The 26633-nt window shown below is 49.2% G+C and carries 36 protein-coding genes; 5 read left to right on the forward strand and 31 right to left on the reverse strand.

Annotated elements, in window-relative coordinates; all coding sequences use genetic code 11:
• Nucleotides 1–8 precede the first annotated feature (8 nt).
• The 4 genes from FZP57_RS07910 to FZP57_RS07925 all read right to left on the reverse strand — a co-directional run bounded on the left by FZP57_RS07910 (nucleotide 9) and on the right by FZP57_RS07925 (nucleotide 2390).
• The gene (locus FZP57_RS07910) at nucleotides 9–860 is read right to left on the reverse strand and encodes an SWIM zinc finger family protein (protein WP_191216207.1); all 852 of its coding nucleotides are present in this window, start codon (nucleotides 858–860) and stop codon (nucleotides 9–11) included.
• Nucleotides 823–1047: a hypothetical protein gene (locus FZP57_RS07915; RefSeq protein ID WP_191216208.1), complete on the reverse strand. Its 225-nt coding sequence runs from the start codon at nucleotides 1045–1047 to the stop codon at nucleotides 823–825. The genes FZP57_RS07910 and FZP57_RS07915 overlap by 38 nt, the downstream gene beginning before the upstream one ends.
• 201 nt (nucleotides 1048–1248) lie before the next feature.
• Complete coding sequence (locus FZP57_RS07920; protein WP_202879476.1) at nucleotides 1249–1776, reverse strand: hypothetical protein; 528 nt, start codon at nucleotides 1774–1776, stop codon at nucleotides 1249–1251.
• A 161-nt stretch (nucleotides 1777–1937) separates the two neighbouring features.
• On the reverse strand, nucleotides 1938–2390 hold the full coding sequence (locus FZP57_RS07925) for a hypothetical protein (protein WP_191216209.1): 453 nt from the start codon (nucleotides 2388–2390) through the stop codon (nucleotides 1938–1940).
• Between the two features lie 124 nt (nucleotides 2391–2514).
• Between FZP57_RS07925 and FZP57_RS07930 the strand changes: the two genes are divergently transcribed.
• Entirely contained in the window at nucleotides 2515–2691 is a 177-nt protein-coding gene (locus FZP57_RS07930) for a hypothetical protein (protein ID WP_191216210.1), read from the forward strand.
• Between the two features lie 244 nt (nucleotides 2692–2935).
• On the opposite strand, the gene FZP57_RS07935 is transcribed toward FZP57_RS07930, so the two are convergent.
• The 16 genes from FZP57_RS07935 to FZP57_RS08010 form a co-directional block, all read right to left on the reverse strand.
• Nucleotides 2936–4144 (reverse strand): site-specific integrase, encoded by a 1209-nt coding sequence (locus FZP57_RS07935; protein ID WP_015971171.1) that lies wholly within the window; start codon nucleotides 4142–4144, stop codon nucleotides 2936–2938.
• A 314-nt stretch (nucleotides 4145–4458) separates the two neighbouring features.
• Nucleotides 4459–5607: a bifunctional phosphopantothenoylcysteine decarboxylase/phosphopantothenate--cysteine ligase CoaBC gene (gene coaBC, locus FZP57_RS07940; RefSeq protein ID WP_074359478.1), complete on the reverse strand. Its 1149-nt coding sequence runs from the start codon at nucleotides 5605–5607 to the stop codon at nucleotides 4459–4461.
• A gap of 11 nt (nucleotides 5608–5618) precedes the next feature.
• Nucleotides 5619–6116: a transcription elongation factor NusA gene (locus FZP57_RS07945; protein ID WP_074359479.1), complete on the reverse strand. Its 498-nt coding sequence runs from the start codon at nucleotides 6114–6116 to the stop codon at nucleotides 5619–5621.
• Between the two features lie 321 nt (nucleotides 6117–6437).
• Nucleotides 6438–6965 (reverse strand): PsbP-related protein, encoded by a 528-nt coding sequence (locus tag FZP57_RS07950; RefSeq protein ID WP_191216211.1) that lies wholly within the window; start codon nucleotides 6963–6965, stop codon nucleotides 6438–6440.
• 20 nt (nucleotides 6966–6985) lie between these two features.
• The gene (locus FZP57_RS07955; protein ID WP_074359481.1) at nucleotides 6986–7570 is read right to left on the reverse strand and encodes a hypothetical protein; all 585 of its coding nucleotides are present in this window, start codon (nucleotides 7568–7570) and stop codon (nucleotides 6986–6988) included.
• Nucleotides 7571–7706: 136 nt separating this feature from the next.
• Nucleotides 7707–8522, reverse strand: a complete 816-nt coding sequence (gene pheA, locus FZP57_RS07960; protein WP_191216212.1) for a prephenate dehydratase — start codon at nucleotides 8520–8522, stop codon at nucleotides 7707–7709.
• Nucleotides 8522–9652 (reverse strand): RNA ligase, encoded by a 1131-nt coding sequence (locus tag FZP57_RS07965; protein WP_191216213.1) that lies wholly within the window; start codon nucleotides 9650–9652, stop codon nucleotides 8522–8524. Before FZP57_RS07965 ends, pheA begins: the two co-directional genes overlap by 1 nt.
• A gap of 36 nt (nucleotides 9653–9688) precedes the next feature.
• Nucleotides 9689–10510, reverse strand: coding sequence for a CBS domain-containing protein (locus FZP57_RS07970; RefSeq protein ID WP_074359484.1), 822 nt, complete (start codon nucleotides 10508–10510; stop codon nucleotides 9689–9691).
• A gap of 10 nt (nucleotides 10511–10520) precedes the next feature.
• Nucleotides 10521–11357 (reverse strand): CBS domain-containing protein, encoded by an 837-nt coding sequence (locus FZP57_RS07975; RefSeq protein WP_074359485.1) that lies wholly within the window; start codon nucleotides 11355–11357, stop codon nucleotides 10521–10523.
• A 13-nt stretch (nucleotides 11358–11370) separates the two neighbouring features.
• Complete coding sequence (locus FZP57_RS07980) at nucleotides 11371–12312, reverse strand: CBS domain-containing protein (protein WP_074359486.1); 942 nt, start codon at nucleotides 12310–12312, stop codon at nucleotides 11371–11373.
• A 120-nt stretch (nucleotides 12313–12432) separates the two neighbouring features.
• Nucleotides 12433–13251: a CBS domain-containing protein gene (locus FZP57_RS07985; protein WP_074359487.1), complete on the reverse strand. Its 819-nt coding sequence runs from the start codon at nucleotides 13249–13251 to the stop codon at nucleotides 12433–12435.
• Nucleotides 13244–13807, reverse strand: a complete 564-nt coding sequence (locus FZP57_RS07990) for a CBS domain-containing protein (protein WP_074359488.1) — start codon at nucleotides 13805–13807, stop codon at nucleotides 13244–13246. Before FZP57_RS07990 ends, FZP57_RS07985 begins: the two co-directional genes overlap by 8 nt.
• 12 nt (nucleotides 13808–13819) lie before the next feature.
• Nucleotides 13820–14554: a 7-carboxy-7-deazaguanine synthase QueE gene (locus FZP57_RS07995; RefSeq protein WP_074359489.1), complete on the reverse strand. Its 735-nt coding sequence runs from the start codon at nucleotides 14552–14554 to the stop codon at nucleotides 13820–13822.
• Nucleotides 14555–14562: 8 nt separating this feature from the next.
• Nucleotides 14563–15039: a 6-carboxytetrahydropterin synthase gene (locus FZP57_RS08000; RefSeq protein ID WP_074359824.1), complete on the reverse strand. Its 477-nt coding sequence runs from the start codon at nucleotides 15037–15039 to the stop codon at nucleotides 14563–14565.
• A 53-nt stretch (nucleotides 15040–15092) separates the two neighbouring features.
• Nucleotides 15093–15659, reverse strand: coding sequence for a DUF366 family protein (locus FZP57_RS08005; protein WP_191216214.1), 567 nt, complete (start codon nucleotides 15657–15659; stop codon nucleotides 15093–15095).
• Between the two features lie 50 nt (nucleotides 15660–15709).
• Nucleotides 15710–16066: a PPC domain-containing DNA-binding protein gene (locus tag FZP57_RS08010; protein ID WP_238337897.1), complete on the reverse strand. Its 357-nt coding sequence runs from the start codon at nucleotides 16064–16066 to the stop codon at nucleotides 15710–15712.
• 48 nt (nucleotides 16067–16114) lie between these two features.
• Here FZP57_RS08010 and FZP57_RS08015 point away from each other — a divergent pair, with 48 nt between their 5' ends.
• The 4 genes from FZP57_RS08015 to FZP57_RS08030 all read left to right on the forward strand — a co-directional run bounded on the left by FZP57_RS08015 (nucleotide 16115) and on the right by FZP57_RS08030 (nucleotide 19697).
• Nucleotides 16115–17134: a DNA polymerase subunit beta gene (locus FZP57_RS08015; protein WP_074359492.1), complete on the forward strand. Its 1020-nt coding sequence runs from the start codon at nucleotides 16115–16117 to the stop codon at nucleotides 17132–17134.
• Nucleotides 17135–17180: 46 nt separating this feature from the next.
• Nucleotides 17181–18452 carry a homoserine dehydrogenase gene (locus FZP57_RS08020; RefSeq protein WP_191216215.1) on the forward strand — a complete coding sequence of 424 codons (1272 nt, stop codon included), beginning with the start codon at nucleotides 17181–17183 and terminating at the stop codon, nucleotides 18450–18452.
• 48 nt (nucleotides 18453–18500) lie between these two features.
• Nucleotides 18501–19268, forward strand: a complete 768-nt coding sequence (locus FZP57_RS08025) for a Dna2/Cas4 domain-containing protein (protein ID WP_074359494.1) — start codon at nucleotides 18501–18503, stop codon at nucleotides 19266–19268.
• 159 nt (nucleotides 19269–19427) lie between these two features.
• Nucleotides 19428–19697, forward strand: coding sequence for a hypothetical protein (locus FZP57_RS08030; protein ID WP_074359495.1), 270 nt, complete (start codon nucleotides 19428–19430; stop codon nucleotides 19695–19697).
• 50 nt (nucleotides 19698–19747) lie between these two features.
• Here FZP57_RS08030 and FZP57_RS08035 read toward each other — a convergent pair whose 3' ends face one another.
• The 11 genes from FZP57_RS08035 to FZP57_RS08085 form a co-directional block, all read right to left on the reverse strand.
• Complete coding sequence (locus FZP57_RS08035; RefSeq protein WP_191216613.1) at nucleotides 19748–20404, reverse strand: DUF5612 domain-containing protein; 657 nt, start codon at nucleotides 20402–20404, stop codon at nucleotides 19748–19750.
• Nucleotides 20405–20409: 5 nt separating this feature from the next.
• Complete coding sequence (locus FZP57_RS08040; RefSeq protein ID WP_074359496.1) at nucleotides 20410–20664, reverse strand: energy-converting hydrogenase B subunit P; 255 nt, start codon at nucleotides 20662–20664, stop codon at nucleotides 20410–20412.
• A 13-nt stretch (nucleotides 20665–20677) separates the two neighbouring features.
• Nucleotides 20678–21667, reverse strand: a complete 990-nt coding sequence (locus FZP57_RS08045; protein ID WP_074359497.1) for a respiratory chain complex I subunit 1 family protein — start codon at nucleotides 21665–21667, stop codon at nucleotides 20678–20680.
• An 8-nt stretch (nucleotides 21668–21675) separates the two neighbouring features.
• Complete coding sequence (locus tag FZP57_RS08050) at nucleotides 21676–22794, reverse strand: nickel-dependent hydrogenase large subunit (RefSeq protein ID WP_074359498.1); 1119 nt, start codon at nucleotides 22792–22794, stop codon at nucleotides 21676–21678.
• 64 nt (nucleotides 22795–22858) lie between these two features.
• Entirely contained in the window at nucleotides 22859–23305 is a 447-nt protein-coding gene (locus tag FZP57_RS08055; protein WP_191216216.1) for an NADH-quinone oxidoreductase subunit B family protein, read from the reverse strand.
• A gap of 5 nt (nucleotides 23306–23310) precedes the next feature.
• A complete protein-coding gene (locus FZP57_RS08060) occupies nucleotides 23311–23823 on the reverse strand; it encodes a 4Fe-4S dicluster domain-containing protein (RefSeq protein ID WP_074359500.1) in 513 nt (170 codons plus the stop codon).
• Nucleotides 23824–25176, reverse strand: coding sequence for a 4Fe-4S binding protein (locus FZP57_RS08065; protein WP_074359501.1), 1353 nt, complete (start codon nucleotides 25174–25176; stop codon nucleotides 23824–23826).
• Nucleotides 25177–25197: 21 nt separating this feature from the next.
• Nucleotides 25198–25425, reverse strand: coding sequence for an energy-converting hydrogenase B subunit J (locus tag FZP57_RS08070; RefSeq protein ID WP_074359502.1), 228 nt, complete (start codon nucleotides 25423–25425; stop codon nucleotides 25198–25200).
• Between the two features lie 130 nt (nucleotides 25426–25555).
• Nucleotides 25556–26002, reverse strand: a complete 447-nt coding sequence (locus FZP57_RS08075; protein WP_191216217.1) for an MnhB domain-containing protein — start codon at nucleotides 26000–26002, stop codon at nucleotides 25556–25558.
• Nucleotides 26003–26027: 25 nt separating this feature from the next.
• A complete protein-coding gene (locus FZP57_RS08080) occupies nucleotides 26028–26306 on the reverse strand; it encodes an EhbH (RefSeq protein ID WP_074359504.1) in 279 nt (92 codons plus the stop codon).
• Entirely contained in the window at nucleotides 26299–26625 is a 327-nt protein-coding gene (locus FZP57_RS08085) for an energy-converting hydrogenase B subunit G, EhbG (RefSeq protein WP_074359505.1), read from the reverse strand. Before FZP57_RS08085 ends, FZP57_RS08080 begins: the two co-directional genes overlap by 8 nt.
• Between the last annotated feature and the right edge of the window lie 8 nt (nucleotides 26626–26633).

Genomic DNA, 26633 nt, shown 5'->3' on the forward strand with positions numbered 1-26633 from the left:
CAGTAGGATCAGAGTGTATTTGTTCCCTGAAGTCTTGCAGCTTCCTTTCTACTCCTTTTAATCTGCATAACATCATTCTCCCCCATTTTAAATCTTTTCAGTCTCGCCCTCACACTTCCTTTACTTCTTTGAAGCTCATCAGCAATTGTACTGATGAGCTCCCCCTCCCTGTACATTCTGAGAAGTTTTTCTTCTTCATCCGGGCTCCATGGCTTCATATGCCTTGTCTTCGGGGTTGTATTCGCGTAAGATCTCCTCCGTGTCCTAATATGGTATTTCCCCATGTAGGATCTGATGCTAGGTATGGTCCTGGGTTTCACATGGGGATTCCATAGGGAGATGTACTGGAACGTTGCTGAGATTTCCTTGTATGTGAATCCCTTGCGTACGAGGCTGTGAAGGAGCTGTTTCTCCACGCGACTCCACCTACTCCACCTACTCCTCACACGTTTGGACATGTCAGGATCATAATTTACCGCGTAGATAATGGATTGCCTTGACCTTCCCATCTCTTCCGCTATCTCAGTATAGCTATGCCCTTCCTTGAAGAGCCTCTTGACTTTCTTTAGGAGTTCTGGTGTCCATGGGGCCCCTTGGTTTTTGGGTATGGGGGGTATCCTATCCCCCCCACCCATGTCATTAATGATGGTATGGAGGACGGCCCAGCAGTGCTTGCAGAGGTAGGATCCCTCCGGCCCGTGACGATAATAATAATCAGGACATTCACACCTGATCATATCATCATAGACTGTGACAAGGTACTCCTTGCCACTATACCCTTTCACGTGGAAAGCCTGGAGGGACTCATCTCTCTCCAAGATCTCAACTTTCAGGTTTCTCCCTTTCCCCATTCTCATCATAGACCCTCAAATCGTAAGTCCTATACAAGGAGTTGTGATCCAGGTAGTAGAGTATCGCGTCATTCACGATCCTGGTGATGGTGACATCCTTCCTCCCGTAGAACCTGCAAGTCTCACAGAACTCCCGGAGGAACTGATGAACGTGCTTGTTAATCCGTATCGTTGTCTGAACATCACCCTTTATCATGCATCATCCTCCTCTATTCTTTGGAGGGTCTGCACACCCCCCATGACGAGGAATTCTCTCCCTGCAACGTTAATGAAGAATTTGTTGTTCCACACGTCCACCTCTGTTATCCTCCCTCTAAGGGGGGATGGGAGTTTATAAATTCCACGATAACCATCTCCCCCTTGAGGTTCATCAGTCTTTTCTGGTAGGAGTTAAGCTTCACCCCTCAACACCCCCCAGGACACCTCGTATCCTGTGGTACTCCTCCTCAGTGACGCGACCATCACTGTATATGTCCTCAAGTTCCTGTAAAACTGTGCTAAGGTGTGTATTGCCATGCTTTGCCCTGGTGAGATCTATCAGGGCCTTGACTGTTTTATCATCGTATTCTTCACTCCTGAGTTCGGTGAGCCCAACCTGCCCACTCCCTGGCTTCTTGATCTTCACCGTGTAACCATGGTACTCAGTCCCTGTCTTGGCCTTCTTCTTCCCATGATACTGTATGAGGACACCGTACCCCTCATTGATCCTTTTGAAGTACCCTATGAGGGCCTTATGACCCTTCACAAGGTACTTTTCCCTGTCCACTGTGAGGACCTCCATCACCTGCAGGTCCCCCATCTTTGTGGGGATCTTCTTGATTCCTAGGCAGACCCCTCGGAGTTCATCCCCTGGTTTCGGTTCCCAGAATGGGATCTCCATGTCGAGGGGCTCCCATCCATCATCTTTTTGGACTTCTTGTAGCATTCTTTCCACCTCATTCATCTCCATACCCAATTCCTCCTTCAGAGATTGAAAGTGTGGCGTGGAGAAGCCTCCATCACCTGTAAAAAAACAAATAAGATGAAAAATATGGTGTCTTTAGCCCATTCTTTCACGGCTTCTTCTCGCATCCTGATTTTTATCATTTACTCCCCCTCCATGAGTATTTCCCGGATTCTGCTGTACTCTTCCACTGATTCCTCATCCGTGTATGAGAGAATGTCAAGATAGCCGAGGTAAATGTGTTCTTCGTCTATGGTGATGTCATTCTGTGTTTCCCCGAGGTCCCTTGTGAAGTCTTGTATGTGTGCTGTCTGCCCGGCGCTTTCAAGGATGTTCCAGGCCAGACTGGAGAGGTATCTTTCGAGGGCGTGGATGGCCTCGGGAGTGATTCTCGCGTTTCTCTTGTTGCGGATGCCGAGGATCTGGTCGTGGACCATCTCCTCGAGTGGGGGTTTTCTGTTAATGATTTTCACGATGACTCTGTTGAGTTCATCGTATTCTTCCCAGGCCTTTCTTGCTTCTTCTTCTCGTCCTTCTTTTTTTAGTGCCTGGTATTTTCTCCAGGCTTTCTCTTTTTTTGAGAGGATTGGTTTCATGTTTGATCAACTCCTTTTCCTTTAGTAGTATATTCTATCTCTTAGTATATATTTTTTTTGGTATATTGTTATTTTGGTATGTTGAGAGGATAAATATATAAGATATGCACACCGAGAATAAAACATGAAAGAAAATGAAAAAATACATACAAGCATATACATAAACTCAAGAAAGTTCAAACTCTTCAAAGTAATAGCGATGCTCAAATATGAGAAAAGCCCAATGACCTCCGCCTGGGAGGAAGCCATCGATCTTTTCATAAAACACAACAAAGAATACTTAGAACACCTTGAAATGTAATCCATGATCAAAAGCCCCCCACAACTCAATGTCTGATCAACTCCAAAACAGTTAGGGGGGCACCTATATATACAGCATGAATTCTACTATACACTGTATCCCCCTGGGATGCACCGCCTCAGGAGGGGGTCTTGTATTTTCTTGGTGGGCGTCAAGAATATACCCCCCATCCTGAGGCTTAACTAATGATAATAAATATAAAATTAATAAGAATAGTGAAGGAGAGCATCAGAAAACTAAAGCATTATCTTTCAAGTTTTTCCAGTATCTCCGGATGAGACGATATAAGATTATACAACTTCTCAGTCTTCCTCACCCACTCTCTTAACTTCTCCTGAGACTCACGCAATTCTTTAATCTCATTCTCCTTCTCTTCCAGTTCTTTCACAATCTCACGAACCTCAGGGGCCATTACTCGTCTTGTAACAGTCTTCTCAAAAGTCAAAGATCGCATCCTTTTTCTGTATTCTCTTTCAAGGTGATCTATATTCACTTTGAAATACGCCTCTGTGACTGGATTCACTTTATGACCAAGCAGCCAATCAATTGCCAGCTTATCCATTCCCTCCTTATAAAGGATGGTCGTGAAAAGCTTCCTAAGTTTGTGGGAAGTTAAACGACGATTACCCGCTGCATCCCTTCCAAGATAGAATCTGTCATTAAGACGATTGAAAATGTTAGCATAAGTGATCGGTTTGAGTCTATCTCCATTTTGAGTTGAAAATAGAGGCTGAGTCTCTTTTAAAGGTCCTCCATTTAATCGACGGTACCTTAGATAGTCAAGGATTTTTATATTAGCCTCAGGAGTGCTGAAAGTAACATATGGCATTCCTGTCTTTACTCTATTTACCTTCCAAACTCCAACAATCTCTTCATCTTGTATGCGTTTTCTGGCATCCTCATAATCCTCTCCGAGGACATTGAAACCTATGGCCTTATTATAATCAACAACATTGAGTCTTCGAAGTTCCGCGGATCCCATCCCACTGGTGAGGTGCAGGAGGATCATGGCTTTTTCCCGTGGATGGGTGTTGTCCAGGACATTTTTGATCTCATGGAGATTTATAAGATCATCCATGGATTTATTTTCAGGTCGAATTTTGTATGTGATCTTTGGGGGGTCAATCTCATATTCATTGTATAGTGCTTTGATTTTGGAGATGTATAATCTGATAGTTGATCCTTTGACCCCCTGGTCTTGTAGGTGTTGAATGTATTTTAGGAAATATTGTCTGATCTTGCGTTTTCTTCTTTTAACCCCTGAATCTTCCTCTTTTTCCGCTTCTTCTATTAATTCTGTGATTGTTTTTCCTGTGACTTGTGAGTAGTGTTGTATTGCTGCAATGTATGTCTCTATAGTTTTTTCTTTTATGTTCCTGGAAAATATGAATTCTTGTAGGAGAGGGTCTTGGAGAAGTTCTTCTTTTGTTGGGTGTGTTTTCTTGGTGGGCATGGATGGTATGTATACTCGCATTGCAAATAAAAATATACAATAATAGAAAATTTTTAATAATAAAGGTATATATTGGATTAGTTACATAATTATAACCCCAGCTGAAGGCCATAATTTCACCTCCAGGTTATTGCTTATAAATGGGCGATAACCTGGATGAAAACCTATTTTTCATTTATGATTTAAAAAAAGTGAGTCTCCTTCTGCATAGAGCAGCCCTATTATTCATTAAGTAAAAAAAAAAGTAATTCTCCAGCAGCGACCCTGGACTCAGGGAAAATGAATAAAGCCCATACCATCTGTGCCAGAACCGCCTAAACCTCCAGGCCGAGTCTCTTCATTATCTCCCCGATGATTAACCCTGCAAGCTCCTCCTTCTTCATGGTGGGGAGTTCAGTTACCCCTTCAGAGACTATGATTGCCCTGTTGTTCTCGGAGCCAAAGCCCTCCACCGAGACATCATTTGCAACAACCATGTCAGCAACAGAATCCTCAATCTGCTTCCTTGCAGCCGCTATAAGTTCCTCCTCAGAAACGCCGTGTTCTGCCTTGAAGCCAACTATAAACGCTTCAGGATTGGTTTCACGGGCCATCCTGATTATCTTGGGGTTTGGTTTGAGCCTCAGTGTAATCTCCGAGTCCGATGAGATCTTCTCTTCACTGTAAACCGGTCTGAAGTCAGAGACCGCTGCTGCTGAGACGAATACATCATGTTCTCCTATGAGTTCAGCCACTGCCTCGGCCATTTCATGGGCTGTTTCAGCCCTGACGGTGCGGAGCTGTGACGGTATATCAACCGAGACCGTGCCTGCCACCAGGGTGACGTCAGCACCCTGTATGTAGGCCTCCCTTGCAACCGCAAGGCCCATCCTCCCGGAGCTCCTGTTTGTTATGACCCTCACAGGGTCTATGGGTTCCAAGGTGCCGCCAAGGCTTACAAGGACCCTTAAACCCCGCATTTTACCTTCAGAGGCCTGTCTCAGTGCCTCAAGGGTTATGGTGTCAATATCAGGGAATTTAGCCTTCCCCTCATCCATTCGGGGCTCGAGGAAGGCGACTCCCTCCTCCTTAAGTTTCCTTATGTTCTCAGCGGCGGCCTCGTACATGGCCTCATGCATTGAGGGCACCATGAGAATGGCTGTGCCCCTGCCGGCTGCTGTTAGAAGGAGTGATGATATGGGGTTGTCTGCAAGTTTATATGCCAGTTTACCTATTATGTTTGCTGTTGCAGGCGCCACCAGGATCAGGTCCGCATCGGAGTATTTAACGTGCTCTATTTCCCCTGTGAGTTCCAGTACCGGGGGGCTTCCTGTTGCAAATTCCATGGCATATGGGTGTATTATCCTGCAGGCGTCCTCGCTCATGAAGCATTTGACCTCAGCCCCCTTCCTCCTGAGTTCACGGGCGAGTTTAACGGCTTCAACTGCAGCCACGCTGCCGGTAACGCAGAGCACAACACGCATTTTACCATTCCCTATCTATCATCAATAACAACCACGGTCTTCTCGCCGGTGAGCATTTCAATTATCTCATTGAGGGTTTCAAGGTTTCCTGGCACGCGGCGGGCGTCCTCCTTCATGACCCTTATCTTGAAGCGCTCCACACCGTCCTTGCCGAAAACTATGTTTATGCCTGAGATCCTGGCGGGTGCAAGGACGTCCTCTGCCACTGATTTGAGGTCAGCGTTTTCACCGACCACCCTCACCTTCTTTCCTATCTCCCTTGATATTGCCCTAACTATCTTACCGCCTTTTCCTATGAGTTTACCAACCTCTCCGGGTTCTGTGATGATTATAACAATTCCGTCAAGGTCTATGGCCTTCTTGAATCCGAGCTTTCCCTCTCCGATCCTGTATAGAACCTTTGCAATGTCCACTTCGGTCTGGGTTACCTCCCCTGTTTTAAGTTTATTTTCACAGCCCTGACATAAAATTCCGCTTTTAAGACAGACATCGCATATTGGCAGTACCATTATTTATTCCTCCTTTTCTTTACTGGTTAACCCTAATTATCATGAATAAGGTCACATTCTACCAGGTTTAAAACCCAGAAAAGCCTCTAAACCTCTGGAGATAAAATAAAAAGAGCCTGTTCAGTTATCAGTACAGTGACCCCTATAATTTAATAATATCTTTGACAGATATAAATTTATAGTTTTGCTTTAACGGTGCGGATCCAGGTACCATCCCATGGGGCTAGTAGGATACCGCGAATGTTACTGGGATGGGATGTGGATATTACACCCTTTTGTCGGGGCCCTGTCTTCAATATAAAAAATAATGGAGTTGTCTGATCAGAGGAACCTTAAAGTGCTGATGATGAGGTCAAAGTTCTTCTTTTCAGAGTCAAACCTATCTGCAGGTGCCGTGCAGAGTATGACATAGACGTTCCTGTCCCTCTGTATCCATATGGCCCTTCTCTTCTTATAGGTGCCGTTCCCGGTTTCCAGGTAGATGTTTTCAACTGCCCCGTATCCGTTGATGGTTGTGTTGCTCTCCGACACCCTCCGGTAGCTTGAGTTGCTGAAGAGGGTATCATAGTTCTCCCTGTACATATCATAGAGGTTCCCCTTAAGTTCCCTGACCTGTATGACAACCGATACCTGTGCAAGGCCCCTGTTATCAACCGAGGAGGGATCTGCAACGGCTGCTACTGTGTCATTGGCCAGTGAATTGGCAGCTACCCAGTTTAAGGGGTATTCAAATGATATGTTATTCTGTGAAAAGGTTTTTGTACTGTTCCCGGTATCGGTGGTTGTTGATGTGCATCCGGATACAGCAACAGCAAGTACCATGAAAAGAACTGTGATGTACTTCTTCATGTTAAAGCCTCACATGACCATTATGTTGAATTACCCGGCGTGTTCTGATCCCCTGGTCCCTGCTGGTTTTCCGGTGGCCTTGATGGCTGTGCCGGCGTTGATGGGGTCTCGTTGATGGTGGGTGCAGATGTCTGGTTCACGATCCTTGTGGTGTTCTTCAGTGTATTGTTAAAGGATGGGAATGCGCTTTCATTCACGGTTACCGTCCCTGTTGCAGGGGTTTCTGTTTTAGGATTCATGAAGTAAAGGCCGAAGCCTGTGCCGAAGAAGAAGGCCAGGACAAGTATTATGGTGCCTATGAGTGAGAGGTTTATCCCTGGCTTTTTTCGGGTCTCCCCTGAGCTGATATACTTTTTCATGAGCTCCCTCTTCTCGGTCTCGTCCTTCTTTCTTCTGGACTCCTCCACCCAGTGGTCGAGTGGTTTTTCAGGGGATTTCTGGCCCTGAAGTTTCCTTATATTCTCCACCGCCTCCAGGGTTTCAAGTTCCTCCGTGTACCTCTCCTTGAGGGAACTGTATTCCTCCCTTGAAATTCTGCCCTCTTCAAGGTCCCTTTCAATCCTTTTAAGTTGTCTCAGGAGCATCCTCTTATCTGGGTTAATCATTACCATCTCCTGAACATGTTTGATGAACAATTAATCGGTGTTCTAATATTCGCCGTGGAGGTATATATATCTTTTAACCTGCGATCCCCCTGAACCCCGGCAGTCTTTATGGAGTGAAAAATCAGTTTATCAGGGCTCAGATTTTGTATTCAGGATAAGAGCCGAGTATTTTCATGAAAGGGGTCTTCTGGCTTATCTTTGAGAGTATCCCTGCCACTGTTTCATCCTTCCTGTGACCCTCAAAGTCTATGAAGAATATGTACCTTCCAAGGCCCAGCTTGGATGGCCTTGACTCTATCTTTGTGAGGTTGATTCCGACCTCTGCAAAGAACCCAAGGACCTCGTAGAGGCCCCCCGGCCTGTCCTCTGCAAGGGAGAATACTATTGATGTCTTATCCTGTCCCGTGGGTTCATGGTCCTCAGCTGCAAGTACTATGAACCTTGTGAAGTTTGGGTCATGGTCCTGTATGTTCACTGCAAGGACCTCGAGGCCATAGAGTTCCGCGGCCCTCCTGGTTCCTATGGCTGCAAGTTCCTGCCTGCCCCTGATCATCATGGCGGCAGCGGCGGTGCTGGGTGTTGAGTGGGTGATGAGCCCTGCCTCCTCAATGAATCTCCGGCACTGTGCCAGGGACTGGGGGTGTGAGTAGACCTCCCTGATATCCTCCATCTTGGCGCCCCTGTTAACCAGGAGGTTGTGCCTGACCCTTATTATGATCTCCCCCTTTATGCAGAGGTCGTATTCACCTGCAAGGAGATCGAGTGTAACCCCAACAGGGCCTTCGATTGAGTTTTCAATGGGGACCACTCCCATATCCACCCTGCCGGAGTCAACAGCCCTCAGGACCTCCAGGATGGAGTCGCAGGCCACGAGCCTGTCCCCGACCTCCAGGGCGGCCTCCTCGGTGAATGTCCCCCTGGGTCCGAGGTAGGCTATGGTTTCCCCCGGCATCAGTACAGGCCCCCCTCAAGGTAATTGGTTATCCTGTCGGTTGTTGACTGGTAGAACCTCCTTATGGTTGCCTTACCGTCCCTGTAGTCTGCAATGGTTGCTGAGACACCAAGGCGTGATAGGTGCCTGAGGAATTCCTCGGCCCTTTCCCTGTCCTCAACGTCTATAACCGTGTCCTCACAGGCTGGTTCGCCCTCAGCTATGCTCTTTATCCTCTTCAGCATGGGGTATATTATGGCCTCTCCGAGGCGGTGGGCCCTTTCAAGGGTCTCCTCGTCGGATTCGTCCAGTTCATATGCCTGGAACCCTTCACGTATAACCCTGCTGAAGAAGAATGGCCTTCCAAAGTCGAAGGGGTAGTTGAAGGCGTATGCTATCTCCCGTGCATGGGCCTGGGATGATGTGTACTTCAGTGGGGGTAGCTTCATTTCAGGGTCCTTCATGACAACCCCCTCCCTTCCATCGGCACCCAGCATCCTTATTATCTCCGCCACCCTCCCTGGGGCCTCCTCCACCGGGAAAATGCCGAAGAGTCTGACCGCCGGGAGTTCATAGGATTCAAGGATCCTTCTCTTATCCATTACCGGTAGGGGTGTGTTGGTGTTTTTCTCCCGGATGTCAAAGACCCTGAATCCCAGGGGGCCCACCTCAGGGTAGTCATGTGAGACGTAGGGGTTGTCCCTGCCGATCATCTCCCCGCATATTACAAGGTCCCCATGATCCCTGAAGAATTCCTGGAGGTCCATGAGCTCCTTGGCCTTCTCTGTGGTGAATGGGCACACATGGCCTCCCCTTGTAAGTGCAAGGATCCTCCCTGAAACAGAGGCTATCCGCACATTGTAGCCGTTCATCTTCTCCTCCACGGCAACGCTTTCAGTGAAGTGTTTCTCGATGGCCGGTGAAAGGAGCAGCGTCCTCCTTATCTTTGGAAAGCCCCGTATAACCTCTGGTTCCCCCGTGAGGTAGGCTACGGTTCCCGCTTCAAGGTCCATTACTTGCTTCTTAAAGAGGAGGGCCCTTAAGCCCCCTGATTCAAGGAGCCGGCTGCTGCCCTTCTTAAATGATGTTTCAAGTCTTTCGGCCGGGACCCCTGTCTTCTCTGAGATCCTCTCGAATGGTATGTCCTTCATTAGCTTCACTCAAGTTATTAAAAAATAGAATGGGGGTTAGAAGACGCCCTCTATCTCAACTATGAGATCCAGGAGGTCCGTCTTTGTTATTATGCCTGCCAGTTCACCTTCAGCTGTTACAGGGAATCCCCCGTACCCCTTTTCCAGGATCATTGAGGCTATGTCTGTGACAGGGGTTTCGGCGTCTACCGTCTCCACGTTCTGCTTCATCACATCCCCAACAAGGAGGTTCCTTATCCTTGAGGGTTTGTGTCTGTCCGGGACAAGCTTCCTGAAGTTTATCACCGCCCGGGTCATGTCACTGGCTGTCAGTATACCTGCAAGTTCCTGGTTATCCATCACCGGCAGTCTTCCAATGCCCGCGTCGATCATCATCCTCCTTGCATGGACGAGCCTCTCATCAGGGGTTACCGTGATCATCTCCGTGCTCATAACATCCCCTGCAGTGTATTTATCGTAGGCCTTCCCCCGGCATACATCGAGGAGGTCTGACTTGGTGACGATTCCCAGGAGTTCATCATCATCCACAACCGGGAGGCTTCCAATGTTATTTTCAAGCATGATGCTTGCCGCGCTTCCCGCGTCCATGTCTGGATCTGCAGTTAAAAGATCGGGGGTCATGACCGTTGAGACATGGAAGTGGGAGGGTGCCATGTTACCGTACCTTGATGAGCCGAGTTTCATTGCTATGTCCTTCTCTGTAACTATGCCCACCATTTCCTTTTCATGGTCACTGTTGGTGTTTATGACTATGAGCCTTGAAACATCCCTTTTACCCATGAGGCGAAGGGCGTCGCATACGTTCTGGTCCTTGTCGATGCAGACAGGATCCGTGGACATGAGGTTTTTAATTATCATTCTACCACCCCTACTGGATTCCGCTTATTATATCCGTCTTGGTGATTATCCCCACCAGTTCATCGTCCTCAACCACAGGCAGCCCGCTTATATTGTTCTCAAGCATGATTGAGGCCGCCTCTGAGGCGTCGGCAGAGGGGTCCACCGTTATAACATCCTCTGTCATTATGTCACCTGCGGTCAGCATGGATATCGTTCTGACCTTCCTTTTATCCTCTGAGGTTTTTCTTATGAAGTAAACCTTCTCAACGGGTATTCCCTTCTCAGGATCCTCGAATGTTGCAAATGAAAGGTTCTCAGAGGTTATTATCCCTGCAACACCACCATCCCTGGTTACAACAACCCTTGAGATGTCGTTTTCCTCCATGATGCCTATGACATGGGAGATGGTGTGGTTCTCTGTTACCGTTTTAACATCACCTGTCATGAGGTCCCTGACCTTCCATCTGCCGGCGCATCTGTCCTTGAAGAACCTTAGAAGGTCCTTCTTGGTTATTATGCCTGCAAGTTCATCCCCGTCCATTACCAGGAGTGAACCCACCCTGTTTTTCAGCATGAGGTCTGCGGCGTCACGGGGCGTGTCATTTACATCAATGCTGATGGGGTTCTCGTTCATGACCCTCCTTATTGATATTTTATCTATCGGCCTTCTCCTCCATGCCGGTCCCCTGACCTTCAGTTTCCTTGTTATGTCTGTTTCCGTCACGATGCCCACGGGTTTCCCGTCAGGGTCCACCACCACAACCCTGCTTATCCCGTTCCTGAGCATCAGGTTCCTTGCATATGCAACCTGCTGTGTGTCCTCCATGACCACCGGGTCCTCGCTCATTATACTCCTGATGTCCATGTTTCCACCTCCATCATCCTGCTATTGCCCTCAGTAAATCGCTTTCTGTTATCATTCCTGTCAGGTTTCCGTAGTCAACGACGGGGAGTCCCCCGATGCCATGCTTCTCCATGATCTCGCAGACCCTTCCCAGGGGTGTGGTGGATGTGACCGTGCAGACCTCTGTCTCCATTATTTCATTTACGGGTGTTGCGAGGACCTCATTTGCACTGTTGGTCTTCATGCTGTTGAAGGCCCTGTTTTCACCCAGGAATTCCAGGATGTCAGTTGATGTCACCATGCCCACAAGTTTATCCTCCTCTGGGTGTGGTGTTTTCCTTTCCTCACCTATAACCGGGATCCTCCTGAGCCTGTTCCTCACCATTATCTTTGAGGCGCCCTCTATTGGTGTTCCTGGGGTTGTTTTGATAACCCTTGATGTCATGTGGTCCTCTGTGAGTTCGTCGTTGAAAACTCCTGCCATGAGGAGTACGAAGTCCCTCTCAGATACTATACCTGTGATTTTCTCATCATGGTCAACAACAGGCAGGGCCCCTACGCTGTTTTCAAGCATGAGGCTCACCGCATCTGATATTGAGTCCTTGCTGGTTACGTAGAGGACTTCCCTTGTCATGATGCTCTTAACGGGTTCGTTGACCGCCGCCAGGAAGTTATCATCATACTTGTCCTCAAGGATTCTGAACTTATCTCCCCCACCTAAAAAGTCCAGGATATCCATGGCCGTTACGATTCCCTGGAGCTTCCCTGTCCCTGGGTTGGTTATGGGAAGCCTCCTGAATTTGTTCTTAACCATTATCTCTGCTGCTTCCTTAATGGTGGCTGTCTGGGGTACTGAGACCACTTCCTTTCTGGCGATTGCCATGACATCGCCTTCGTGGTCGAAGTTTCTGCTTTCGAATTCAACGGGACCACGGTCCCTAGACTTTACCAGGTTTATGGTGTCTTTTTTTCTCATTCACACACCTCTCTGGGAGATATACTTACATGAGTAAGTATCGTTATTACATATCATTCTATTCATCATAAAAATTAATTTCTGGATGATGGGGCTTTCAGGTCTCATGAAGGCACCGGTTCACTTGATGTATGCCTGCAGGACGTCCTCCCTGGAAACTATCCCTGCAAGGCGGCCTTCCTTAACCATGTCAGGGTCGGACTTGACAAAAACAGGGTCCTCCACAACCGGAATCCTGCCTATGTCCCTCTCCACCATTAGAAAAGCAGCCCTTTCAGTGGACTCGTCGGGTGTTATGGCAACCGTGGGTGTCTTCATTATCTTCTCAACGGCCACAGACTTCACATCACCGGATTCCCTGCCTATCCTTGCATGACCATACCTTATGAGGTCCTTCCTTGTTATGATGCCTATCAGTTTACCATCCTTCATTACAGGAAGCCCTGAGAATCCGGATTCATCCATCCTGTCCCAGACCGCTGATAGTGGATCGCTGTGTTCGCAGGTTACGGTTCTGGTGGTCATTATATTCTCAACAGGGTTCCTCTTTGGTTCATAGCCATTATCAAGGAACCCTGAGATTATGTCTATGACACTCACTATCCCCACAAGTTTCATGTTATCGGTGGACTCAACCACAGGTGCCTGTATCTCACCCGCCCTGAGGATATCCTCTCCAGCCTTCATTATATCCATTTCAGGCGTCAGGATAACCCTTGGTTTCTCCATTATCCCCCGTGCCTCAATATTGGACTTGGTTGCGGTGATGTTCAGGACATCACCCCTTGTTATAAGACCCCTGAGTTTATCTCCCTCAACTACAGGGACGCATCTGAAGTCTTCGTCCCTTAAAATAGATCTTACTCTGGTGGCAGCAGTTTCAAGTGAGACTGAGACGGGATTTAACGTCATCACGTCTTTTACAAACAAATTATTCACCCTCTAAGTCCTCTTTACACTCCTCACATACGTATTTACCATCATACTCCTCAAGGTACTCCTCATAGTTGCCGCAGACCTCACACACACCAGGAACCGAAGGGCCGTCCTCAGATATCTGAGCCCTGTTCTCCTCCATCCTCGCGTTTTCCACAAGGATATCCGTGAGTTCCGGCGCCACTATCATCACATCAGAGGATGTCAGTATACCTACAAGGGCACCGTCCTTCACAACAGGGAGTCTCCTTATGCTGTTCTTGGCCATCAGCCTTGCTGCTTCGCTGAGTTCCCTTTCAGGTTCTATGCTTATCAGGTTCCTGCTCATTACCTCGCCGATTTTAACTTCACTGGCCCTTAAATCCTTGGAAACCACCTTCCTTATGATGTCGCTCTCTGTTATGAGTCCTTCAGGTTCTGAGTTGCTCTTCACGATGATGCTCCCGACCTTTCTCTCTGTCATTATTGCTGCTGCTTCTGCAACGCTGATGCCAGGGTCGGCTGTTATGACATTCGATGTCATGGCATCATGGACTGTAACCTTTGTTTCCATCTCCATATGTAAAACCTCCTATCTAAGGCCCAGGGCCCTGTGCATCTGGGGTATCACATACACATCCATATACTTTCCGGCTTCCTGAGACATTTCCAGCAGGCGAGGAGTGTTTCCTGCCCATCCTCCAGGGGAACTGCATGGCTGTATGACCATTGAAAGTTTTTCTGGTTCATCAACGTCTTCACGGAGCCTTTTAGCCAGATTCCCTATGTAATCCGCCCTGGTGGTGGGCATCACAACCACCTTACAGTATGTATTTGCACCTTTTGATATTAATATGTTTACGACTTGAATCTCCCGGTCAATGATGTCACGGGACCAGGATATATCGGATTTAGTACTATCTCCACGGGTATCTTCTGAAAAATGTTCAGGTGTTTTTATATCCACCGAGGCGTGGTCAAAGAGGTGTGCTATCCTCCGGGCATTCTCTGGCAGAGAACCGTTCGTCTCAAGCAGAGCACTGTAGGGGGATCCGTCAAGAAATTCCTCTATAAATTCCGGGTAAAGCAGTGGTTCGCCTCCGGTGATGCTTAATGAGTGAAAGTCAGGAGTTATAAGGCCTTTCACGGTCTCGTGGAGTTCTTCAACTGAAACCCTTTCTCCGCTGGAGGCGTCCCTGCTCTCGGGCGTGTCGCAGTAGTTGCAGCTGAGGTTGCAGCCGGCGAACCTTACGAATATCTGCCTCCTTCCCATGAGCAGGCCCTCACCCTGTATGCTGCTGAATACCTCCATGATGGGTGCCTTCATCTATACCCTCACCTTGAAATAGTGTAAAGGGCTCCCTGGCCTATACCCTCATTCACACAGACCTCCACGGAGGATATTTCATATTTTTCACTGAGCCTCCTGAAGAGGGCTGATGCAAAGTACCTTGAGAGCTCCTCTGCAGATGTGGATTCAAGTTCAAGGAGGCAGCAGTCCTCGGAGGGTATGCTGTACCTCTTACCTGCAATTTCAAATTTAACGTCCCTGTCGGTTGATGCAAAGTTTATAAGTGGACTTTTAAGGGGTATCAGTAATTTATGGTCGAGTTTCTTACACATCTCCCTCACTATACCCTTAACATCCTTGAAGTCAGCCACGAAGCCGTGCTTCCCTGACCTCTTTCCCTCAACCTTCACATCAACTATGTAGGAATGGCCGTGTATGCAGCCACATGACTCATGTTCGGGTATCATGTGGGCTGCCGAAAACCTTAAATTGGCGTGTATACCGTTTATAACGATCTTCATCATATCACATCAGATTAATCCATAACGATCCTCATGAGATCAGTTCACCCTAATCAGAAAACCCTTGTCTTGCAGATGTCCTCCTCAATGGAATCAAGCTCATGGATGTATGCCATTGCAACGTTCTCAGCTATCCTTACAACGCCGTCCATTCCAAGCTCAGGTTTCTCATCAAGGAGTCCCACGGTTTCAACATCATCGGGCGTCCCCTCACGGTGGAGGTTAACGCCAAGGTGTATCTTCATGCTGGATATGGATGCCGTGGCAATTGAGACCGTGAGCTTTGATGATCCTATGTAGAGGTCGTCGCCATCCCTCCTTGTATCAAAGCCCTCCCTTGAGAGTTCCTCCTTCAGGAGCATCACGAGTATCCTCTGCCTGTGGTATGCAAGCCTCAGGCTTGATGGCTGCTCATCGAAGTGCTCGACGATGAAGTGCAGGGCCTCCCCGGCCTTTATTTCAAGGTCAAGGTCCTCATAGTCAACTATATCCCTCACATCCATCGGACCGATCCATGTTATTATACTCGAGCCCTTTATACCCAGTTCACTCAGTGCCCAGACAGGCTCTATCTGACTCCCATCATAGAGGAGTGGCTCCTCAAGGTGTTCATATATCATCAAATCACCATTTCCTATCTCTGATTATGATCATATATAGATCTACCATTTCAGTCAAGTACCATAAGCTCCCTGTATCCTGTCCTCCGGTCCCTTACCCTGAGCATCTTACCCTGATATGGTATCATGGCCACCTCAGCTGTTGTCCTCACCCTGCAGTCCCCCATGAGGTGGCCTCCTGTCATCCTCCCCCGGGAGTCTGCAACTGCGATGTGTAGGTGGACGCCGTAGCCTGTTACCGTCCCCTGGAGTGAGACCATCTCAAGGGGGCCCCTGACCATCACTTTACTCTCATCCGCCGTCCTTATCCTGGCTCCATGGAGGCTTCCAATGCCTGATACGATGGCGCCCTCATGGGGGAGCGCCACCAGTTCCTCCATCAGATCCTTTCCTGGTTCAATTCTCATCAGAATCATATGAAAAGATTTATAATTCCACCCAACATTTATTTATCTATGAGATCCCGAATCCGTGACTTCATACATACCATGGATGATCTTTTCTTTGCGGTGACATCCTACCTCCATCCAGATGACAGGATCATCTCATTTTTACGGTACATACCCGATGAAGAGGGTGAAAGATCACTGGACTCATCAAGATACTCAAAGGTGAACTCTGAGGGAGCCTACAGGTTCCTTGGGGAGCACCACCCAGGGTACCTGCACCACTACCATGAACTCGGTGTTCTCATGATGGGCGTGCCCCGGGACCTTGTGGAAAGGATACTCCGACCGGACGCCCGGCTACGTGAGATAATGGAAGATGCCTCCGATCCTCTGCTTTTAAAGGTCATTAAGATCGCAGACGCCCTCCATGACCATGCAGGGATCCCCTACAGGAGTATGGGTGTTTCAGGGTCCATCCTCCCCGGACTCCACGACCCTGAAAACTCTGACATCGACTTTGTGGTTTACGGGCTTAAGAACCACAGACGGGCCCTTGATGCCTTCGGAGAACTCAGGGAGAGTCAGGAGGGGCCATTGAAGGGCCTTGATGAATCATTCTGGATGAGGGTCTACAGGAAGCGGATAGTTGATGAAACCCTCAGCTTCAGGGAATTCTGCTGGTATGAGATGCGGAAGAACAACAGGGGGACCGTTGACGGCACCCTCTTTGACATACTTGCAGCAAGGGAGTGGGATGAGATAGGTGGTTCATGGGCAGATACAAAATATGAACCCTGCGGTAGGATCACGGTTGAATGCACGGTCAGTGACGCCCTTGAAGCCTTTGATAACCCTGCAAGGTACCTTGTGGAAGACGTGAGGGTCCTTGAGGGACCCGGAGTTGAAATCACTGAGGTTGTCTCATTCACACACACCTACGCTGGCCAGGCAAGGGAGGGTGAGAGGATCCTGGCCAGGGGCAAACTTGAAAGGTTCACAGGAAGGAATGATGGCTACCGGGTGGTTGTCGGCACCAGCCGTGAGGCTGAGGATGAGTTCATAAAACTGAAGGAACTCAAAATATAAAAATATTAATACTTATGATGTGATTATGTAATATGGAGGTTTTAGTGTGAAGGTGGGACTTATAGGATTTGGAACCATAGGCGCCGGTGTGGTGGAGATATTTAACAGGAACCAGGAACTCATCAACAGGAAGACCGGGAGAAAGGTTGAACTCAAAAGGGTAGTTGACCTTGACATTGAAACACCCCGGGGGGTGGAGATAGACCCTGAAAAACTCTCAACCGATGCTGATGATATACTCGAGGATCCTGATATAGACATCGTCATAGAACTCATAGGCGGATACGAGCCTGCCCGCAGCTTCATCCTGAGGGCCATCGAGAATGGTAAGCATGTGGTAACCGCCAACAAGGCCCTCCTTGCCAGGCACTGGGATGAGATAATGTCAGCGGCCAGTGAGAAGGGGGTGAGGGTTGCATTTGAGGCCAGTGTGGGTGGAGGCATACCCGTCCTCAAGGCACTCAACGAATCCCTTGCAGCCAACAGGATACAGTCGATTTACGGGATAATCAACGGTACAGCCAACTACATCCTCACAGGGATGGCCTCTGAGGGATGTGAATTTGAGGAGGTTCTGAGGGAAGCCCAGCGGCTGGGGTACGCTGAAAGGGACCCCACATTTGATATTGAGGGTCATGACACGGCACAGAAACTGATAATACTGACCCTCCTGGGCTTTGGAGTCTACGTACCTGAAGAGAAACTCCATGTCATGGGTATAAGCAATATAAAGAGGCATGACATTGAATACGCCCTTGAAGAACTCAACCATACCGTCAGGCTGCTTGCAGCCGCCCGGCTTGAGGATGGGGAACTGGAACTCTGGGTTATGCCCGCCCTTGTACCTGCAGACCACCTCCTCTCATCCGTTACAGGAGTTTATAATGGAATATACATTGAGGGGGACTTCACAGGACCCGTGATGTTCTATGGTAAGGGCGCCGGGAGGAGGGCCACTGCAAGTGCCGTTGTTGCTGACTGCATGGACATAGTGATAAACCCTGAGAAGAGGATACCCATGGGTCCTGGGTTTGAAGCCGTTAAATCAGTGAGGGAGTTCTCAAGAACCACTTCAAGATACTACATCCGGCTTGAAGCGGTTGACAGGCCAGGGGTCCTCCATGAAATGGCAGGTGCCTTCAGCAGGCATGGTATAAGCATTGAATCGGTGACCCAGAGGGGTGCCGTTGAGGGTGAAACGGTCCCCATATACATTGTAACCCACAGTACCATGGAGGGGGACCTCCAGAGGGCCCTCTCCGAAATCATGGAGATGGAATGGGTGATGGGTGAACCTCTGAGCCTCAGGATACTCTAATTTTTTTTTAGGCGTGTGTAATAAATTAATAATTATTGTGGTGAAAAGATGGCTGTATCCGTCTCATGCATCTCTGAATTCATGTTCTGTCCGATGAAGCTGTACCTCACCGAGTTCCTTGGCATAAGGAGCCCCTTCAACCATGAAGCCATGGCCATAAGGGACGCCTACCTTGACTTCAGACTGGCTGCAGAGTCCCGTGCAAGGAAGCTCCAGCCAGGGACGGATCCAGGGGAGGTTGAGGGCCTCCTTATGGGGGACCTTGAAAGGATACTTAATGGCCTTGAGGGAGGGGTCAGGGAGAAGGTGATGGATACCATGAAGTTTCAGGTGAGATCAGCGGCCCTCAGGATAACAGGTGCCATGGAGTTGATGGGGGCCCCTGGGGAGAGGGTTGCCAGGAGGATATTCCCGCCATTCATAAGGGACTACACCATCCATGATCCCTCCCTGGAGCTCTATGGTCGTGTGAACATGGAGATAATCGACGGCCACCATTACCCTGTGAAGATTAAGGGTGTGCTGCCCCCTGCAGGTGGTGCCTGGCCATCTGACAGCCTCGAGCTCACGGCCCAGGCCCTCCTGGTTGAAAGGGAATTCGAAACCGAGAGCCTGGTATCCTTCATAGACTACATACCCCTGGCAGAAAGACGCACGGTTGTAACGGATTACCGGAGAAGGGAGTGCCTCTTCGATGTCCTTGATGAGATAAGGAAGATAATCGAGGATGGTGAGGTTCCCTCCGTGGATGTAAAGCCGTCCAGGTGTGAAAAATGCGGTCTCTCAGATGAATGCCTCGGGGAGGATCAGTCCTGAATGGGATAGTGAAGCACTGCACCTCCTCCGGGAAAAATCATGGAAGAACACAATCACGTGCCTTAAGGCCAATGAAGGAATAAAAACATCATCATCTGATGAAAAAATGAAAATATAAATATAAATAATGATTGGAACATAAATTAGAATGGTGATATGATGAAGGAGGAACTTCTTAAAAAATGTGAGAACCTTGACAGCCCGGATGTTATGAGCAGCTGCCGTGTTCTCCTTGAACTGGCCGCCCAGAAGAAGGAGGAGCTCGATAAGGAGGATCAGACATACCTTGAAATGGCAGAGAACCTCAAGCCATCAGACGTCTCAAAGGTCCTTGAGCTTGCCCTCAAGATAAGGGAAAGCGGGGATATAAAGGACACCGAACTCAAAAACGCTGCAAGTAAACTTATAAGGGCCATTGAGATGAGCTAGAACCCTATTTTTAATTTTTATTATCCCCTAAGGCCGGGATGCCTTTTTCATTAAAACCTTTTACCCCTCACCTTCTCAATGTCAAAGACAGCGGTATCGGCCACCGCCATAACACTCATAACCCCTGCCTGTATAGGGTCGGTTACAACAATGTCGGCGGCGCCGGTGACGCTTCCTGGCATGTTGAGGCTTATGACGATGATGTCATGCTCCCTCTTAACCCTTTCAACGGCTTCCGTGATGGCGCCACCCATGAGTGAACCTGCAAGGACCAGTGCAGCCACCCTGGGGAGCCTCCCCACCGCACTTACGGCCTCTGCAAGCTCCTTCTCACCCACGAGGGGGATGGTGTCGATGCTTATCCTCTCACCCCTTATGTTATGGCGGTCCGCCTCACTGATGGCTCCCATGGCAACCTGGGATACCTGCGCCCCTCCCCCTATTATGATTATCCTCTTACCGTATATCTTTTCAAGGGACCTGTGAATCCTCACATCAACAACGGTCCTGGAGGACCTTATCTCCTCAACCAGCCCATCAACATCATCTATATCCTCAAGTTCCATGTATATGGACCCGTAACCATCCCTCTCAACGTAAAGGTGGGCGTATGTGATGTTTATCCCCCTGGCTGCCAGCATACCCGTTATTTCACTGAGGACGCCTGGCCGTTCAAGGGTCCTTATGCTTATGGCGACCGAACTCATCATGATCACTTGTTACCGGACTCCAGGAGGGCCTTCTCCCTCCTCCAGAGGCGCAGGTAGTTATCATCTTCACCCACAGGGACTATTTTAAGTCCAAGGCTCCTGTGCTCCTCTATCCATTCCTCATTAAAGACAGGCACCTCTATCTTTATATGTTCATCGGTGGGGTTTACGACTATAAGGTTCCGGTAGGGGAATTCAAGTTCAACTATGTATCCTCCAAGGCTTATCATGTGGTGGGGTCTTATAACTATTTTCATCAGTATCACCTTCCTAGACAAACGCTACGAGCAGTGCCAGTACACCCAGAACCGATGCTGCGGCTGTCACCGGATAGAACTGTTTATATGTGAATACTGGTGCAAAGGCGCTGAATATGGCCATCAACACCGGGAAAAGTACCGCGACCGCTATGTTGATTAGTATATCCCAGTCCATTATGTTGGGTGGCACTCCAAGGAAGAGTGCTGAGAAGAGGCACCCCAGGGTGAACATGAGGAAACCCCTGGTTATATAGACAAAGGCCCTGTACTTTGCCGCGTACTCCATGTAGGGTCCCTCTATAACATCCGCCTTGGTCTTGAGGATTGCGAAGGGGTACTCGTTGAGGAGTATCATGTAACCTATGAAGAACACCACCGCACCGATGACGCCCGCCACTGAGAAAAGAACCGGTCCGTGGGTTGCCTGGTAGGCCACAATGTCCCTGAGGTATATGCTCCCTGCCATGACTGCGGGTACGAAGATTGCTATGTAGATGGGGAATGATCCGAAGGCTATCAGACGGAATGCCCTCATGGAACTCAGGTCCTCAAGGAAGTACCTCTGGACATCCGGGTGCTTGGCCCCCCTTGCAAGGTCAGGGAAGGGCATCCTCAGTGACATGACGGACCTTGACAGTGACCCCATGAAGACGTATATGACCTCCTCTATCTTGAGGAAACCCACAAATGCAACGAGGCTTGCAAGTCCCGCCAGGCTGTACATTGGGGGTATGAGGAACAGGAGTATCAGGAGGGCTGATATGAATCCTATGAGGGGGAGGGAGTTGTAGAGCCTTGGGAGTGGTGAGCATGGTTCTATGGTCTTCTTGTAGAAGAATTTAAGGGCTGCCATCAGTCCCGGGCTTGAGACCGGCGGCCCTATCCTCTGCTGTATCCTTGCATGTACGAATTTCCTTTCAATACCCGGGAGCCATAGACTGACTATGAGGCCCAGGATGATCGTGCCTAAAACAGCTGAAAGAGAGTATAACGGTTCCATTCCATCACCTAAAGCCTTATTATCTCAATTGCCCTGTCAGTGCATGTGAAGCAGGGGTCGCACTGCACTATTCCCAGCTGGGCATCTGTGATGTGGTGTCCTATGCAGGCGTACTGCATGGCCCCTATATTTGACATTGAGGGTGTTCTGATTATGGAACTCCTGACGCGGCCATCCTCAATTGCATAGGAGTGGTAGAGTTTTCCCCTGGGAGCCTCCACATAGCTCTTCACAACACCTGTATCCTGCATCTCCCAGCTCCTGTCAGCAACCCTTCCATCTGGCAGGTCCCTTACAGCCTGCCTCAGGATCTTTATTGACTCGAAGATTTCAAGGACGCGCATCAGGAGGTTCGCCTTAACATCACCATCATCCTGTGTTATGATATCGAATTCGAAGGGGTCGTAGCACTCCATTTCACGTCTGAGATCAAATTCAACCCCTGTTGCCCTCAGGGTCGGGCCTGTTACATGTAACCTCAGGGCGTCCTTCCTGCTTATGGGGCAGACCCCTGTTATACGGGACATTATCATGGGGTCGGCTGTGAACCTCTCTGCGAATGCAGCTAGATTCTCCTCGATCTCATCAAGGCCCTCAAGTATCCCCTTTATCTTCATCTCGGTGAGGTCCGCCCTTGGCCTCACACCACCGATTATCGGGACGCCGTACTGGACCCTGTTGCCCCCTATGAGCCTTAAAAGCTCCATTACGGTCTCCCTTATATAGAAGAGTCTCATTGAGAATGTTTCATGGCCTAGGACCTCGTTTCCATGGGCCAGGTAGAGGAGGTGGCTGTGGATCCTCTCAAGTTCCCCCACGATGATCCTTATGTAGGATGCCCTTTCAGGTATGTCTATTTCAAGTCCCTTCTCAGCCACGAGGACTGAATTCCAGAGGTGCACCCCTGAACAGATGCCGCAGACCTTCTCCGTGAGGCTGTTGGCCTTCTCAACCGGCAGTCCCTCCATTATCCGTTCGATGCCCCTGTGGTTGACTCCAACCGTGATCTCCGCGTCCCTGACGATTTCATCCTCGACGAAGAGCCTCACACGGTAGGGTTCTATTGCAGCTGAGTGCACCGTCCCCATCGTTATTTCGGTTTCTATTATCTCCTGTTTTCTATCCATAAAAGCACCTTGATAAGCTTTATCAGATCATCTCCCTGTTTTTATCCCGGAAATCTACAGAATCTTATTTTGCTTCCAGAAGTTTTGGGAGTGCCGCCACCGCCCCTGCAAGGACGTCCTCGGGTCTGACAGCACAGCCCGGCACCCTGGCATCCACAGGGATGACCCTGTCAACGGGTCCTGCTATCTCCTCTGATGGTATGTCCCCGTGGATGTTCCTGTATACTCCGCCCATAAGGGCGCAGGCTCCTGCTGCTATAACGGCCTTCGGTTCTGGTATTGCATTGTATATCTCCTTGAGTGGTTCCTCGTTCTGTTTTGTCACCGGACCCGTGACTATCAGGACATCGGCCTCTCTGGGGTTCCAGGTGAGGAATATCTTGTACTGTTCAGCATCATATTTGGGGGATAGGACCGCGTTCACAATTTCTATGTCGCAGCCATTGCAGCCCCCGGTGTATACCAGCATTGCATGTACCGCCCTTGCCCTTGAATATGATTTGAGACCCATAAGAATCACCTGAATCCTTTACCTGCCTCCAGGAGTGAGTTTTTCCTCTCTATGATGCTCCTATCAGCCAGGAACTGTGCTATGAATTTGATTTTATCCTCGGATATCTTAACGGGTTTCTGGATGACTTCCCCTGCATCGAATTCCACCTCACCTACATCATTGGGGTGTATGGTCCCTGGTTGGCCGAAGAGGGCGTAGAGGGGGCAGAAGTCGTGGCAGTAGTAGCAGTGGACACATTTTTCACTGTTGATTACGGGTATCTGTGTCTTCACCAGTCCCTCGGCTATCTCAACGGGTTCATCAAGGTCCTTCATTTCAACAGCACCTGTCGGGCATGCGTTGGAGCATCCTGCGCATCCTATACATGGAACCTCCGCAACCTTTGGTTCCGGTTGCACCTTCCCCTCAAGGATTCTCCTCCTCAACTCCATGTCGGTTACCCTGTCGGCGGCGAAGAGGATCCTCTTGAGGTTCGTGTATGAACCCTCCAGCATTATCCTTAGAATATTCTTCATCTAGCTCACCTTTCTCTCATCGAACTCCCTTTCAAAGATCACGGCCCTTGCAGGGCATATATTTGAACATGCACCGCAGTATATGCATTTATCATCATCAACAATCATCCTTCCATCCTCATCCCGGGATATGGCATCCTCGGGGCATAGCTCCATGCAGAGCCCGCATCCTATGCAGAGCCCTGGATCTATAAGGGTGAATCCTTCCTTAATCCTCCTCTTCCTCATGGTTGTTCGTGGTATGGCATCCGCAGGGCAGTGGATTCCGCATTTCTCACAGAGTATGCAGTGGTCAGTGTCAACCTCTATTGAACCCCTCCTGAGGGTTATGGCATCCTCAGGGCATATCTCGGCACATATACCGCAGGATATGCAGTCTTCTGACACCGAACCATCCCATTTAACCGTTCTGAAGCTTCGGGCTTCACTGACGTCACAGGCCTGCACACAGCGCCCGCATGAGACACAGTAACCCCTGAGCTCACCATCAACCATCCGGAGTGTTCCTACAGGGCAGACGTCCAGGCATGGTTCATCCTCACAGTCCCTGCAGAGTGTTGGGTCATGGCGGAGTTTACCATCAACCATCCTGAGGGCTCCCCTCTCACACCTCTCTGCGCAGAGGCCGCAGTTCAGGCAGGAGACTATGCTGCCAGCTGCCCCTTCAGGGGACTTCCTGATCTTAACCGCGAAGTCATCAAGGTAGATTGCCCTGCTAGGACATTCCCTGAGACATTTGAGGCAGAGTGTGCATTTTTCAGGGTCTATTTCAAGGTCCTCTATTGCGCCGACAGGGCAGACGTCCTGGCAGACACGGCACTCTGTACATACACTCTCAGTATCGGTTTCCACGATTATGGCGCCTGTTGGGCAGTAGTACTGGCATCTCCTGCAGAGGGTGCACCTGTCGGTGTCTGTGACCACGTTCACCCTTGATGCTTCATGCTTCACCGGCCTTCTCTTAACCGGTGGCCTGACTGCAAGGTTGAGTGATTCCAGGAACTGGAGCTGCCTGTCCTCTATAAGATCGAATGCGTCCACGCGTGCCCCCAGGGGGCATGAGTCAACGCATAGCCCGCACCTGGCGCATATCCCCCATACTACTCCATCCTCTATTTTTATGCTGTTCACTGGGCATGTCCTTTCACATATACCGCAGGCATTGCATTTTGCCCTGTCTACAAAGTATCCTCCGTACCTGTTCCTCCGTATGGCCTTGTTGGGACATGCCTCCATGCATGCACCGCAGGTTATGCAGCTGAAGGCCTTCCCATCAATCATCCTTATGGCCTTTGTCGGGCATGCCTTAACACATTCCCCGAGTCCCTCGCATTTTCCCGTTGATATAAACATGATGATGACCTCATAACCTGATTAGCGTCTGAATAAGATTTTACCAGTCATTATACCCAGTACTGCAGCTACGAATCCCGTGGCGATGGGCAGATCCGTGTAGTATGGGAAGGGCCCCAGATTCCATGCCACAAGGACAAGGACCACCAGCACCACCAGGTATGATGATGCAGGGAACATGTCTTCCCTTATTCTGCTTCCAAGTATCAGGCCGAGTAGGAATCCGAAGATCACCGGACCTGGAAACATTTAAATCATCCCTCCCTGCTCCCCTTTACGTGTACTGTGTTTATAAATATCCCTGAACATTATAATCCCTCATCAAAACCATTAAATCCTATTCCGGGAGAGGCCTGAACTCCCCTATTCACCGGACCCTTCACCCCCTGAACTCCATGAATGTGATCACTATTGCACTGAGCCCCACCAGGACCTTGAGTCCAACAACTATGTTCAGGTAGGGTATTATTCCGGCATTTACAGGATCTGGATAGTTGAAGAATCTGCTGACAGCGGGTGTGATGCCGTAGAGGTCAACTCCAAGGTTATACAGGAAGAAACCTGAGAAGAGCAGCCCGCAGAGTCCGAGGCCAACGTATCCCAGTGCTCCTATGCTCTCCATTGCAGACATGAACTCATGGGAGAACTGGAAGGGGCTCTTCTCAATCCCGTATACAACCGCGCAGAATATGAATCCTGCTGCTATCATTGCACCTCCCTGGAAGCCTCCTCCAGGTGTTATATGACCTCCGAGTATTGTGAGAATCCCGAGGCACATTATAAGCATTGCTGCCGGGAATGCGAATATCTTAAGTATTGTGCTCATTCATTTTCCCTCCATGCGCATACCATTATTTTTCCCCCAGCTGAACCCTGCCTCTCCCGAAGACCAGCAGGGTTACAAGCACTGCGGTTACGAGTATAAGTGCTTCTCCAAGTGTATCGTAGGCTCTCCAGTCAAACACAACCACCGTGACCATGTTCGGGGCTATGCTGGTGCCCAGGTAATTGTATATCTGGCTGATCCCAGGGTTTATTATCCTGCTGAAGTCTATGATGGCGTCAAAGAGCGTCACTCCAAAGAGTCCAAGGGCCACCGTGGCCATTAGGTTCCTCAGGGAATCAGACACCTGAACCACCCCAGTAGAATATTGAGACCATTATCCCGAGGGTCATGAGGACGTAGAATATCATCCTGCTGAAACCGTCCCCCTGTTCCTCCCTGAGCCTTGCTGATAATGGAACCGATGTCAGGAGGACCGGGGCGAGTATCAGGACCGCCACCACCATCAGGATGAAGTTTATCTTTCTCAGCATTATCACCGCAATCAGGACGCTGGCTATGACCGTTATCTCAGCAGTCAGTGCTGTTGAAGCTGAAATGTTGGTCACCCTATCCTTCTCTGTAACCTTCCTTATCCTTTCAATAATCTCGTTGTAGAAGCTCATAGAATCCC

The organism is Methanothermobacter sp. THM-1 (genome assembly GCF_009914355.1).
Lineage (GTDB): Archaea > Methanobacteriota > Methanobacteria > Methanobacteriales > Methanothermobacteraceae > Methanothermobacter > Methanothermobacter wolfei.

Coding starts and splice junctions, on each gene's coding strand:
- FZP57_RS07910 (WP_191216207.1), bottom strand. CDS start 860: ATGATGAGAATGGGGAAAGGGAGAAACCTGAAAGTTGAGATCTTGGAG.
- FZP57_RS07915 (WP_191216208.1), bottom strand. CDS start 1,047: ATGATAAAGGGTGATGTTCAGACAACGATACGGATTAACAAGCACGTT.
- FZP57_RS07920 (WP_202879476.1), bottom strand. CDS start 1,776: ATGCTACAAGAAGTCCAAAAAGATGATGGATGGGAGCCCCTCGACATG.
- FZP57_RS07925 (WP_191216209.1), bottom strand. CDS start 2,390: ATGAAACCAATCCTCTCAAAAAAAGAGAAAGCCTGGAGAAAATACCAG.
- FZP57_RS07930 (WP_191216210.1), top strand. CDS start 2,515: ATGAAAGAAAATGAAAAAATACATACAAGCATATACATAAACTCAAGA.
- FZP57_RS07935 (WP_015971171.1), bottom strand. CDS start 4,144: ATGCCCACCAAGAAAACACACCCAACAAAAGAAGAACTTCTCCAAGAC.
- coaBC (WP_074359478.1), bottom strand. CDS start 5,607: ATGCGTGTTGTGCTCTGCGTTACCGGCAGCGTGGCTGCAGTTGAAGCC.
- FZP57_RS07945 (WP_074359479.1), bottom strand. CDS start 6,116: ATGGTACTGCCAATATGCGATGTCTGTCTTAAAAGCGGAATTTTATGT.
- FZP57_RS07950 (WP_191216211.1), bottom strand. CDS start 6,965: ATGAAGAAGTACATCACAGTTCTTTTCATGGTACTTGCTGTTGCTGTA.
- FZP57_RS07955 (WP_074359481.1), bottom strand. CDS start 7,570: ATGATTAACCCAGATAAGAGGATGCTCCTGAGACAACTTAAAAGGATT.
- pheA (WP_191216212.1), bottom strand. CDS start 8,522: ATGCCGGGGGAAACCATAGCCTACCTCGGACCCAGGGGGACATTCACC.
- FZP57_RS07965 (WP_191216213.1), bottom strand. CDS start 9,652: ATGAAGGACATACCATTCGAGAGGATCTCAGAGAAGACAGGGGTCCCG.
- FZP57_RS07970 (WP_074359484.1), bottom strand. CDS start 10,510: ATGATAATTAAAAACCTCATGTCCACGGATCCTGTCTGCATCGACAAG.
- FZP57_RS07975 (WP_074359485.1), bottom strand. CDS start 11,357: ATGGACATCAGGAGTATAATGAGCGAGGACCCGGTGGTCATGGAGGAC.
- FZP57_RS07980 (WP_074359486.1), bottom strand. CDS start 12,312: ATGAGAAAAAAAGACACCATAAACCTGGTAAAGTCTAGGGACCGTGGT.
- FZP57_RS07990 (WP_074359488.1), bottom strand. CDS start 13,807: ATGGAGATGGAAACAAAGGTTACAGTCCATGATGCCATGACATCGAAT.
- FZP57_RS07995 (WP_074359489.1), bottom strand. CDS start 14,554: ATGAAGGCACCCATCATGGAGGTATTCAGCAGCATACAGGGTGAGGGC.
- FZP57_RS08000 (WP_074359824.1), bottom strand. CDS start 15,039: ATGAAGATCGTTATAAACGGTATACACGCCAATTTAAGGTTTTCGGCA.
- FZP57_RS08005 (WP_191216214.1), bottom strand. CDS start 15,659: ATGATATATGAACACCTTGAGGAGCCACTCCTCTATGATGGGAGTCAG.
- FZP57_RS08010 (WP_238337897.1), bottom strand. CDS start 16,066: ATGAGAATTGAACCAGGAAAGGATCTGATGGAGGAACTGGTGGCGCTC.
- FZP57_RS08015 (WP_074359492.1), top strand. CDS start 16,115: ATGAGATCCCGAATCCGTGACTTCATACATACCATGGATGATCTTTTC.
- FZP57_RS08025 (WP_074359494.1), top strand. CDS start 18,501: ATGGCTGTATCCGTCTCATGCATCTCTGAATTCATGTTCTGTCCGATG.
- FZP57_RS08030 (WP_074359495.1), top strand. CDS start 19,428: ATGAAGGAGGAACTTCTTAAAAAATGTGAGAACCTTGACAGCCCGGAT.
- FZP57_RS08035 (WP_191216613.1), bottom strand. CDS start 20,404: ATGAGTTCGGTCGCCATAAGCATAAGGACCCTTGAACGGCCAGGCGTC.
- FZP57_RS08040 (WP_074359496.1), bottom strand. CDS start 20,664: ATGAAAATAGTTATAAGACCCCACCACATGATAAGCCTTGGAGGATAC.
- FZP57_RS08045 (WP_074359497.1), bottom strand. CDS start 21,667: ATGGAACCGTTATACTCTCTTTCAGCTGTTTTAGGCACGATCATCCTG.
- FZP57_RS08050 (WP_074359498.1), bottom strand. CDS start 22,794: ATGGATAGAAAACAGGAGATAATAGAAACCGAAATAACGATGGGGACG.
- FZP57_RS08055 (WP_191216216.1), bottom strand. CDS start 23,305: ATGGGTCTCAAATCATATTCAAGGGCAAGGGCGGTACATGCAATGCTG.
- FZP57_RS08060 (WP_074359500.1), bottom strand. CDS start 23,823: ATGAAGAATATTCTAAGGATAATGCTGGAGGGTTCATACACGAACCTC.
- FZP57_RS08065 (WP_074359501.1), bottom strand. CDS start 25,176: ATGTTTATATCAACGGGAAAATGCGAGGGACTCGGGGAATGTGTTAAG.
- FZP57_RS08070 (WP_074359502.1), bottom strand. CDS start 25,425: ATGTTTCCAGGTCCGGTGATCTTCGGATTCCTACTCGGCCTGATACTT.
- FZP57_RS08075 (WP_191216217.1), bottom strand. CDS start 26,002: ATGAGCACAATACTTAAGATATTCGCATTCCCGGCAGCAATGCTTATA.
- FZP57_RS08085 (WP_074359505.1), bottom strand. CDS start 26,625: ATGAGCTTCTACAACGAGATTATTGAAAGGATAAGGAAGGTTACAGAG.